Consider the following 8,932-nt stretch of genomic DNA (forward strand, 5'->3'; position numbering starts at 1 on the left):
ACGCCAATTGCCTTTGATACCCACAATCCTCGTGGTTGCCGCTGCTGGCGTCATGGTCGCGCTGGGCTTCTGGCAGCTTGGCAAGGTCGGCATGCAGGATGACCGCCTCCAACAGTATGAAGAAGCGGCGGCCAACCCTGAGCTTGTGACATTTCCAACGACAGCCGAGCAGGTTGACACTGTTGCCTATCGCAAATCGTCAGTGGACTGCGCTGAGATTATTGGTGAGCCACGGATCGTAGCCGGGCGCAGCGCACGCGATCAGACCGGTTATGTGCAAGTCGTGACCTGTAAAATCGCATCAGGCGGTGTAGCTGATGTGCAGCTTGGCTGGACCCGCGCCACCACTCCTGTTGAATGGCAGGGCGGGATGGTAACTGGCACAATTGAGCCCCTGCGCACCGGGCTTGCAAAACTTGTCGCCGACCCGCCGCTTGCTGGCCTGGTGGCCAATGCGCCGGTCAAGAAGAAGCAGATCGACCACCTCGCTTACGCGGGTCAGTGGTTCTTCTTCGCCTTTGTGGCTTTGATGATCTACTTCTTCGCCGTGCGTTCGAAACTGGCGAAGCGTGCCTGATCATCGCCCGACATTCTGAAACAAGTTGAGGGTGGCGAATGTAAAAGGCTTCTTGCTTGCTCCATTCCGCTCCCCCCGCTAACCGCTCTTCCACGATGCAATATATATCCACCAGAGGCTCCGCGCCCACGTTAGACTTCGAGGGCGCAACGCTTGCAGGCCTTGCCAGTGATGGCGGGCTATACCTGCCGACTGAATGGCCACGCTTTACCGAGGACGAAATCCGTTCAATGCGGGGGCTCCCGTATCCGGAACTCGCCGCGCGGGTTATGAAGCCCTTTGTCGCTGGCTCGCTCGCCGATGATGAGCTGGAGCGCCTTTGCCACGAAGTTTATGGCGATTTCGGCCATGCAGCGGTCACGCCTCTGGTGCAATTGAACGAACAGCACTGGCTGCTCGAACTCTTTCACGGCCCGACGCTCGCCTTCAAAGACGTTGCGCTGCAAATGCTGGGCCGTTTGTTTGAGACATTTCTTGAACGCCGGGGCGAACATCTAACCATCGTTGGTGCGACGAGCGGGGACACAGGCTCCGCCGCCATTCGCGCAGTGGCAGGACTCGACCGGGTCGAGATATTCATGCTCCACCCCTCGGGCAAAGTTTCCGATGTGCAGCGACGCCAGATGACGACCGTGCGCGCACCCAATGTGCACAATTTGGCGATTGCAGGCAGCTTTGACGACGCACAGGCGCATGTGAAGGCGATGTTCGCTGATGAGAGCGTTACGAGCACACTCAACCTTGGCGCGGTCAATTCGATCAACTGGGCGCGGCTGATGGCGCAGGTTGTGTATTACTTCTATGCTGGCCTCCAATTGGGCGCACCTGATCGCAGCGCTGCCTACAGCGTGCCCACAGGCAATTTCGGTGATATCTTCGCAGGATACGTCGCGCACAAAATGGGTTTGCCGATTGAGCAGCTGATTGTTGCGACCAATGTGAACGACATTCTCCACCGCGCTCTTCGGGACGGGGACTATTCTGCTGGCAGTACGGTGCCAACGATTACTCCGTCGATGGACATTCAGGTGAGCTCCAACTTCGAGCGCCTTCTGTTTGATGTGGGCGGCCGCGACGGCGGTGCCATGGCTGAACAAATGCGTGCCTTTGCAGAATCGAAAGCGATGCAACTCACCAATAGCCAGCGTGAAGGCGCATCCGCGCTCTTCACCAGCGGGCGCGCCGATCAGGAAGAGACGACCCGCGCGCTTCAGTGGGCATATCGCAACTGCGCGCAGGTGATCGACCCACACACAGGTGTCGGCCTTCATGCCGCGCAGCAGGCTGAGCTTGGAGCGGCTGTGCCAATCGTAACGCTTGCGACTGCTCATCCGGCGAAATTCCCCGATGCGGTCGAACGCGCCACGGGCGTTCGTCCTGCGTTGCCATCTCGTGTCGGTGATCTGTTCGGACGCGAAGAAGCCATGGTCGAAATTGGCGGCGATTACGCCTCTGCGCGCGACTTTGTCCTCTCTAACGCAGGCGCAAATGGCTAAGCTCGTCGAGCAACCACTGGTGATGGAATGCCACGGGTGGGATGCGTATCGCCTGCTCGACAGCGGAGGAGGGCGCAAATTCGAAGCCTTCGGCCCTCATGCCTTTATCCGGCCCGAGCCCCAAGCGATGTGGCAACCGCGCCTTTCCGAATGGGATGCCGCGGGCGAATTCGTGCCGGGCTCTGATGAGGACGGCGGCGGGCGTTGGAACCTGTCACCGGAGGTTCCCGATGGCTGGGAACTGGAGTGGAATGATGTGCGATTTACCGCGACCCCGACCGCGTTCCGACACCTGCAATTCTTTCCTGACATGGCGCCAGTATGGGACTGGATGCGCGGACAACTGGGCGAGAGTGCCGACGCCGAAACGCTCAATATGTTCGGTTACACCGGGCTTGGCACTTTGGCGTTATCTGACCACGGCCGTGTCACCCATGTTGATGCATCAAAAAAGTCGGTCGCCCAAGCGCGCGATAACGCGCACGCTTCAGGTATGGACGATCGTCCCATTCGCTGGCTCGTCGATGATGCGGCGAAGTTCACCGCGCGCGAGGTGCGCCGCGAAAGGCGCTATGATGGGATCATCCTCGATCCGCCAAAATTCGGCCGCGGCCCCAAGAACGAGACTTGGCGGATTGAAGAGGGATTGGCAGGTCTTGTCAGCGATTGCGGTAAGCTGCTCGACAAGGAAAGCCGCTTCCTCTTCCTCACGGTTTACGCTGTGCGCATGAGCAGCCTCGCGATTGCAGGTCTTTTGCAGGAGGCGCTTCAACACCTCCCCGGTCAGATCGAACACGGCGACTTGGCTGTGCGCGAAGAAGGCGAGGGCGGTCGTCTCCTTCCAACAGCGATCTTCGCACGCTGGTCCAATCCCGGCTAAGGCTGACAGACGATGAATACCACCGATTCGCTCATTCTCGAAGTGGCCGACCTAGAGGTCGATGTCCTTACCGGTATCTACTCCGAAGAAACCGGCAAGCCGCAGCCTCTGCGCATAACCATTCAGGTGCGCTATGACGTGGCGGAACACTATGATCCCGATACGCCGCTGGATGCGTCGAAGAATTATATGGATTTGAAACACGCCGCCTCCGACGGCCTTCCCGAGGGTGTGCATTTCAAGTTGATCGAGGCGGTGGGCGACCACATTTGCGAAACGCTCTTCGTGCAGGATGTGCGGGTTCAGGCGGTGACGGTGAAGATCGTGAAACTCGCCATTGCCGAAGCGGGTGAGAAGATCGGCATTACCCTTCACCGTGAGCGGCCTTCTCAATAATGGTGGCAAACTGATCCATGACGCAGGCCGAGTACAACGCCAGCGACCTGCCCGCGAACGCTTTGGAGGCGAGCGCGCACTTTTACGCTCAGCACCTCGGACCGGCTCTGGCCAAGCGCGGTGAAGGCGATCTTGTCATCATACTCCCGCCCGGTGGCCACGAGCACACAGATTGGCGCCAAGCTTTAGCGCGTGACCTTGCCCGCGAATGTGCGCCTGCCCGAGTAAATGTGATTGCTGCCGGGGACGAATCGCAGAAAGACAAACTTCTTCGTTATTTGGCGGATGCAAAAGGCGTGACGGGGCAGTATTGTCAGACGAATGACTGAGGTTGCCACCCGCACACGCGACGTTCTGAAGCTCGCTGATGAAGCTGCGCCTTTGGTGGACACGTTCGGGCGCACGATCAGCTATCTGAGGCTCTCTGTCACCGATCGCTGCGATCTTCGCTGCACCTATTGTATGCCTGAACGCATGACCTTCCTGCCCAAGCGCGACGTGCTCTCGCTTGAGGAGCTGTATGCTCTGGCGACCGGCTTTATCGCACGCGGCGTGACGAAGATCCGCATCACCGGGGGCGAACCTCTGGTGCGCCGCGATATTGTTGACCTGTTCACCGCTCTGGGGCGACATTTGGACGGGGGAGGGCTTCAAGAGCTCACGCTCACCACCAATGCGACACAATTGGCCGGCCATGCTGTGGCGCTTTACAAGGCAGGCGTTCGCCGCGTGAATATCTCGCTCGACACTCTTGATCGCGCGATGTTTGAACGGCTTACGCGGCGCGATGCGCTGCCGCAGGTTTTGCAAGGAATTGCAGCTGCGAAGGACGCAGGCCTTCGGGTCAAATTGAATGCCGTGGCGCTCAAGGGCGTCAACGAGGACGAGCTTCCCGACCTTATCGCATGGGCGCATGAGGAGGGCCATGATGCGACCCTCATCGAAGTCATGCCACTTGGCGACGTTGAAGAAGAGCGTCTCGACCAATATCTGCCTTTGAATGATGTGCGCGCACGGCTCGAAGATCGCTGGACACTTACCGACAATGCACACCAATCGGGCGGGCCTGCGCGCTACGTCGATGTGGCCGAGACCGGCGGCAGGCTGGGCTTCATCACGCCGCACACCAGCAACTTCTGCGATGGTTGCAACCGTTTGCGGGTGACGGCGACAGGCCAGCTTTACCCCTGCCTTGGTGGAGGCGAGCGAGTGGACTTGCGCTCGGCGCTCCGTAGCGATGACCCGCAAGGGCAATTGGCAGCAGCACTGGACAAAACCATGCTGATCAAGCCCGAACGCCATCATTTCCGTATGGATGAGCGCGGAGCAGCGCCGCATTTGCCGCGGCATATGTCGATGACGGGAGGCTGATCGCGATGGCTGTCAAAATCATTTTCCTTGGCCCATTGCGCGATATGGCGGGTATGGACAGCACGCAAGTCGAGGCTCCGCTCGATTGGGCGAGGCTGCTCAAAGCGGTGGGCGAAGACATCGCAGCGCAGTTGCAGGAAGAACGCGTCAATATCGCCTGCGGTGGCCGCGTGTTGTCTGACAAAACTGAGCTTCAGGCCTCGGATGGCGATGAAGTCGCCCTCCTGCCACCCGTCAGCGGGGGCTAGCGCCACGTGAAAGACGTTCGTCTCCTCACCGAAATGTTCATTCCGGGTGCGCTTGTGGGACCGTTTACACAGGCTCATCCCGGGCTTGGGGGCGTCTGCACATTCGTTGGCGAAGTGCGGGGCGGTGAAGGGCAGGACGCCAAAGATGATTGGGGCGTCGAAGCACTCGAACTCTCGCATTACGAACCGCTTACGCTTCCTACGATGGAAACGCTTGCTGACTCAGCCATCGAGCGTTTTGACCTCATGGGCCTCCTGATGGTTCACCGCGTTGGAAAAATGCGCGTGGGCGAACCTATCGTGTGCGTCTCTGCCGCTGCCAGACACCGGCGCGGGGCGATTGATGCGGTTGATTTCTGCATGGATCACCTCAAAGCCGCCGCCTGGTTCTGGAAGCGCGAGAAACGCGCCGATGGCTGGCATTGGATCGAACCGCGCTCAGATGATTACGCGGACCTGGCCCGCTGGAGCGAATAAATCGCACAGGATTGATCTGGATCAAAGAAGGCTCTGCGTAAGCGGCCTAATCCTCGTCTCAACAAAGGAGATGATCAATGGCCGAGCACCTCAAACATCAACTCGATATTGGCAAAGCGCGCATTGTCGATGCGCCAAGGGTCGACAATCTTGCGTCGCCCGCAGCAGAGATAGACCGCAGCTTTAATCTTCCCAAAGGGCTCTATTTCGGGACTGTTGCGGGCTATCTGGGGTTTCTGGCTTTGATGTCAGCTGCATTCATGAACCCCGTTCTCATCATACCGATGGTGATTTTCGCCGGATTCATCGTCGCTGGCTTTGGTGTTCCAGCGATCTTCACCCGCCTCAAAGGCAATGACAGCAAGGCGATGACCTGGGGTGAATTCGAATCACGCGGTATTATGACGAACACCGGCAAGCTGGCCCCGCGAGACGCCGCAGTTCAGGTGCTTATCCTGCCAGCTCTGATCGTTTTGTGGGGGATGGCGATTGTGACAATCGCAGCGTTGGTCTCGTGAGGATCGGCTGACGCACGAGTGGCGCTAAGAAGGGGATTTAGCGCCCGGAAATATCCCTCAAAAGCGCGGGGTCGGCAATGTCGATCCCGCGTTTTCCATTGCGGGTGATCGCGCCCATCGTTTCAAGCTCGCCCATCTTGCGACTAACCGTTTCGATCGTCAGGCCCAGCATATTGGCCATTTCGCCTCGCGTCAGAGGGAGGTCAAAGCTGTCGGCAATATGGCAAGAGGTGTGGCTCGCGGCCCCTGCAAAATCATGAAGCAGTGCGGCAATCCGCGTCTCTGCGCTTGCATGGGCGGTCAGTTCCAACAGGCTGCGCGTAGCAAGAAGATCTTCCTGAGATCGGCGTAAGAGTGCCTGCGCCAACGCTGGATATTCGCTCACTGCGCGTTCGATATCTTTGCGCGCAAAGGTGCACAATTGGCTCTCTGTGAGAGCTACGACGTCATGGTGGGCAAAGGGGCTGAAGAGCTCGCCTATAAAGCCGGAAGGATGAATAAGGCTGAGGATCTGCTCATTGCCCTCCGCATCGAAAGCCGTCACTTTCAAAGCGCCGCTCACCAGCGTCGCACAGGCCGCCTCCTCGTCTCCTGCCGCGAACAGCATCTCGCCGCGTTTCAGCACTCTCGTGCTTCCCGCCGCTGCCAGCGCATCGCGCTCTTTTTCGGTCAGAACCGCACATGCGGCGCTTTCTCTCACCGGGCAGACAGCGCAGGTTTGGTTCATCGGGCATCCTCTCCAGTTAGCGTTTCGAGAATTTGGTCTTGGGCGGAAAGCATGCGAACGACCGTCGCTTGTGCGTCGCGGATAGCGCCGGTCTCGGCAAAGCTGGTTGCCGCCTGTGCCTCAAGCGCGTCCAACTGGCTTAGCGCGCTCGCAGTTTGCCCCCGCAAGGATGTAAGGCTGGCAACGCCGACAAGAGCGCGTGCGCGCACATCACTTTCTTGACCAGTCCCTCGCGATGTCGCAACGAGCGCGCTGACTTCGTCGCTCTGAGAGAGGAACTTGATATTTGCTTGCTTGGCGCTGGCTATCGCTGTGTCGATCCGGCCGCTGTCCGGCTGTACGACCGGGAGGCCCGTAGGTTGTGCTTGCGGGGTAAACTCGCCACTCACTCGCTCGGCATCGCGCACGGCAAGGGAAGGGTAGCGGCCATCGGGCGCCGCGCAGCCGCTTATGACCAGTCCGGCCATACAAGCAATTGCAGAAGAAAAATATGCTTTGATCATGATCCCAAAGCGCCATATCACGCAGATTGAGCAAAGGGAAATACGCAGCACATCGCAAATTTGCGGCCATCTCTTGCAAATGACACGTTGACTTGAACGCCCCATTCCCTTAACGGCACGCATCCTTCGATTGCTGCTTTTGTAAGCGGCGTCCCCAAACACTCGTTTGGGTGGTCCGAGCGGTGCGAGTGCTTTGCATCGTCTTAGACAACCAAAGAATTGAGAGTATTTAGTCATGTTCGCTATCGTGCGCACTGGCGGCAAGCAGTACCGGGTTGCCGCTGGAGATAAGATTGCCGTTGAAAAGCTTGCCGGGGAAGCCGGCGACACAATCACTTTGGGCGACGTTTTGCTCGCCGGCGAAGGCGATTCTATCGCTGACGCATCGAAAGTGACTGTCTCGGCCGAGATCATCGCTCAGGCAAAGAGCGAGAAGACGATCGTTTTCAAAAAGCGTCGTCGTCACAACTACCGCCGCAAGGCCGGTCACCGTCAGCAAATGACGCTCCTGCGCATCACTGACGTGGGCGCTGGTAAGAAAGCTCCTGCCAAGAAGGCCGCTGCTCCTAAGAAGGACGCAGAAACCGAAGCGAAAAAAGCTCCCGCCAAGAAGGCACCGGCTAAAAAAGCCGCGCCCAAGGCCGAAGACAAGAAGTAAGGACTAGGACCCATGGCACATAAAAAAGCAGGTGGTTCATCACGTAACGGTCGCGACTCCGCCGGTCGCCGCCTTGGTGTGAAGAAGTTCGGCAGCGAGCAAGTCGTCGCCGGCAACATCATCGTGCGTCAGCGCGGCACCAAGTTCTATGCAGGCACCAATGTCGGCATGGGCAAGGATCACACTCTATTTGCGCTCGAAGATGGCGTGGTGCGATTCCACACCGGCAAACAAGCGCGCAAATACGTGTCAGTCGACGCGATTGCGGAAGCAGCCGAATAATCGGACGATTTTTCAAGGATCGTCCACCGGGGCGGTCCTAGCCGATCAAACAATCGGCAATCTAGAGGGAGAAGGGCCACCCCGCCAGCGGGGAGCCTGTTCTCCCTCTTGTCGTTTCTCCCTCGCAACTGGTCCGATTTGGGATCCGGTGCAAACAGACTGTCATGTTGATGGCCTAACGGGCATTCAGGCATGGCGAGGGAGGAAACGAGACGTGTTCCATCGCAGTGAAAGATTGTTGCTTAGGCCCATCTGGCCCGAAGATTGGCAGGCCGTCTATGGCGGCATTGCCGATGAGGGTGTCGTGCGAAACCTGGCGAGTGCGCCTTGGCCATACTCACAACAGGATGCGCGCGATTTTGCCTCGAGCCCGCCAGCTCCAGACAAACCGCGCTTTCTCATTACAACCGCGCACAATGCGCAGGTTGTCGGCTGCATCGGCCTGGATGCGCATGATCCTGAACATCCCGGCGCGATCGAGATCGGCTATTGGATTGCGCGTGCCCATTGGGGCAAGGGCTATGCCACCGAAGCGGGGCACGCGGTGCTCAACATCGCTCAGATGCTCGGCTATCCTCGGGTCTATGGCTCGCACTTTCTCGACAATCCGGCCTCTGGCGCCGTTCTTCAGAAGCTCGGCTTTGAGCCCACCGGCCGCGTGATTGAGCGGCATTCATGCGCACGCGGCGAGGCGGCGATGACAGCGGAATATGCAAGGGAGCTTGGCGCTGCCTCTTCCGGAGCGTCGCAGGCTGTATTCCAAGCTGGGCACTCCCATCTAACCGCAGCTTGAGACATC

The 8,932-nt window shown here is 58.8% G+C and carries 14 protein-coding genes; 12 read left to right on the plus strand and 2 right to left on the minus strand.

The window, feature by feature from the left end; genetic code table 11:
- The first annotated feature begins 7 nt into the window (after positions 1 to 7).
- The 9 genes from MWU38_RS12810 to MWU38_RS12850 all read left to right on the plus strand — a co-directional run bounded on the left by MWU38_RS12810 (position 8) and on the right by MWU38_RS12850 (position 5,963).
- Positions 8 to 577 carry an SURF1 family cytochrome oxidase biogenesis protein gene (locus MWU38_RS12810; protein ID WP_247272200.1) on the plus strand — a complete coding sequence of 190 codons (570 nt, stop codon included), beginning with the start codon at positions 8 to 10 and terminating at the stop codon, positions 575 to 577.
- A 95-nt stretch (positions 578 to 672) separates the two neighbouring features.
- Positions 673 to 2,073: a threonine synthase gene (gene thrC / locus MWU38_RS12815; protein ID WP_247272201.1), complete on the plus strand. Its 1,401-nt coding sequence runs from the start codon at positions 673 to 675 to the stop codon at positions 2,071 to 2,073.
- Positions 2,066 to 2,953 carry a class I SAM-dependent methyltransferase gene (locus MWU38_RS12820; protein ID WP_247272202.1) on the plus strand — a complete coding sequence of 296 codons (888 nt, stop codon included), beginning with the start codon at positions 2,066 to 2,068 and terminating at the stop codon, positions 2,951 to 2,953. The genes thrC and MWU38_RS12820 overlap by 8 nt, the downstream gene beginning before the upstream one ends.
- Before the next feature lie 12 nt (positions 2,954 to 2,965).
- Positions 2,966 to 3,349 (plus strand): dihydroneopterin aldolase, encoded by a 384-nt coding sequence (locus MWU38_RS12825; protein ID WP_247272203.1) that lies wholly within the window; start codon positions 2,966 to 2,968, stop codon positions 3,347 to 3,349.
- A 17-nt stretch (positions 3,350 to 3,366) separates the two neighbouring features.
- Complete coding sequence (locus MWU38_RS12830) at positions 3,367 to 3,678, plus strand: Rossmann fold domain-containing protein (protein ID WP_247272204.1); 312 nt, start codon at positions 3,367 to 3,369, stop codon at positions 3,676 to 3,678.
- Entirely contained in the window at positions 3,671 to 4,720 is a 1,050-nt protein-coding gene (gene moaA, locus MWU38_RS12835) for a GTP 3',8-cyclase MoaA (RefSeq protein WP_247272205.1), read from the plus strand. Before MWU38_RS12830 ends, moaA begins: the two co-directional genes overlap by 8 nt.
- Positions 4,721 to 4,725: 5 nt before the next feature.
- Positions 4,726 to 4,968 (plus strand): MoaD/ThiS family protein, encoded by a 243-nt coding sequence (locus MWU38_RS12840; protein WP_247272206.1) that lies wholly within the window; start codon positions 4,726 to 4,728, stop codon positions 4,966 to 4,968.
- A 6-nt stretch (positions 4,969 to 4,974) separates the two neighbouring features.
- On the plus strand, positions 4,975 to 5,445 hold the full coding sequence (locus tag MWU38_RS12845) for a molybdenum cofactor biosynthesis protein MoaE (RefSeq protein WP_247272207.1): 471 nt from the start codon (positions 4,975 to 4,977) through the stop codon (positions 5,443 to 5,445).
- Positions 5,446 to 5,522: 77 nt separating this feature from the next.
- On the plus strand, positions 5,523 to 5,963 hold the full coding sequence (locus MWU38_RS12850) for a hypothetical protein (protein WP_247272208.1): 441 nt from the start codon (positions 5,523 to 5,525) through the stop codon (positions 5,961 to 5,963).
- A 37-nt stretch (positions 5,964 to 6,000) separates the two neighbouring features.
- Here MWU38_RS12850 and MWU38_RS12855 read toward each other — a convergent pair whose 3' ends face one another.
- Together MWU38_RS12855 and MWU38_RS12860 are read right to left on the minus strand one after the other, a co-directional pair.
- Positions 6,001 to 6,690, minus strand: a complete 690-nt coding sequence (locus MWU38_RS12855; RefSeq protein ID WP_247272209.1) for a Crp/Fnr family transcriptional regulator — start codon at positions 6,688 to 6,690, stop codon at positions 6,001 to 6,003.
- Positions 6,687 to 7,193, minus strand: coding sequence for a hypothetical protein (locus tag MWU38_RS12860; RefSeq protein ID WP_247272210.1), 507 nt, complete (start codon positions 7,191 to 7,193; stop codon positions 6,687 to 6,689). Before MWU38_RS12860 ends, MWU38_RS12855 begins: the two co-directional genes overlap by 4 nt.
- 235 nt (positions 7,194 to 7,428) lie before the next feature.
- Here MWU38_RS12860 and rplU point away from each other — a divergent pair, with 235 nt between their 5' ends.
- The 3 genes from rplU (at position 7,429) to MWU38_RS12875 (ending at position 8,926) form a co-directional block, all read left to right on the plus strand.
- Positions 7,429 to 7,851, plus strand: a complete 423-nt coding sequence (gene rplU / locus MWU38_RS12865) for a 50S ribosomal protein L21 (RefSeq protein WP_247272211.1) — start codon at positions 7,429 to 7,431, stop codon at positions 7,849 to 7,851.
- A 12-nt stretch (positions 7,852 to 7,863) separates the two neighbouring features.
- Positions 7,864 to 8,133: a 50S ribosomal protein L27 gene (gene rpmA / locus MWU38_RS12870; RefSeq protein WP_247272212.1), complete on the plus strand. Its 270-nt coding sequence runs from the start codon at positions 7,864 to 7,866 to the stop codon at positions 8,131 to 8,133.
- 214 nt (positions 8,134 to 8,347) lie between these two features.
- Positions 8,348 to 8,926, plus strand: a complete 579-nt coding sequence (locus MWU38_RS12875) for a GNAT family N-acetyltransferase (RefSeq protein WP_247272213.1) — start codon at positions 8,348 to 8,350, stop codon at positions 8,924 to 8,926.
- Positions 8,927 to 8,932: the final 6 nt, after the last annotated feature.

The sequence above is a fragment of the Qipengyuania sp. S6317L1 genome (assembly GCF_023015615.1).
In the GTDB taxonomy this organism is placed as follows: Bacteria; Pseudomonadota; Alphaproteobacteria; order Sphingomonadales; family Sphingomonadaceae; genus Erythrobacter.

Bases quoted from the DNA above. Each gene is read 5' to 3' on its own strand.
- thrC (WP_247272201.1), top strand. From the start codon at position 673: ATGCAATATATATCCACCAGAGGCTCCGCGCCCACGTTAGACTTCGAG.
- MWU38_RS12820 (WP_247272202.1), top strand. From the start codon at position 2,066: ATGGCTAAGCTCGTCGAGCAACCACTGGTGATGGAATGCCACGGGTGG.
- MWU38_RS12825 (WP_247272203.1), top strand. From the start codon at position 2,966: ATGAATACCACCGATTCGCTCATTCTCGAAGTGGCCGACCTAGAGGTC.
- MWU38_RS12830 (WP_247272204.1), top strand. From the start codon at position 3,367: ATGACGCAGGCCGAGTACAACGCCAGCGACCTGCCCGCGAACGCTTTG.
- moaA (WP_247272205.1), top strand. From the start codon at position 3,671: ATGACTGAGGTTGCCACCCGCACACGCGACGTTCTGAAGCTCGCTGAT.
- MWU38_RS12840 (WP_247272206.1), top strand. From the start codon at position 4,726: ATGGCTGTCAAAATCATTTTCCTTGGCCCATTGCGCGATATGGCGGGT.
- MWU38_RS12850 (WP_247272208.1), top strand. From the start codon at position 5,523: ATGGCCGAGCACCTCAAACATCAACTCGATATTGGCAAAGCGCGCATT.
- MWU38_RS12855 (WP_247272209.1), bottom strand. From the start codon at position 6,690: ATGAACCAAACCTGCGCTGTCTGCCCGGTGAGAGAAAGCGCCGCATGT.
- MWU38_RS12860 (WP_247272210.1), bottom strand. From the start codon at position 7,193: ATGATCAAAGCATATTTTTCTTCTGCAATTGCTTGTATGGCCGGACTG.
- rplU (WP_247272211.1), top strand. From the start codon at position 7,429: ATGTTCGCTATCGTGCGCACTGGCGGCAAGCAGTACCGGGTTGCCGCT.
- rpmA (WP_247272212.1), top strand. From the start codon at position 7,864: ATGGCACATAAAAAAGCAGGTGGTTCATCACGTAACGGTCGCGACTCC.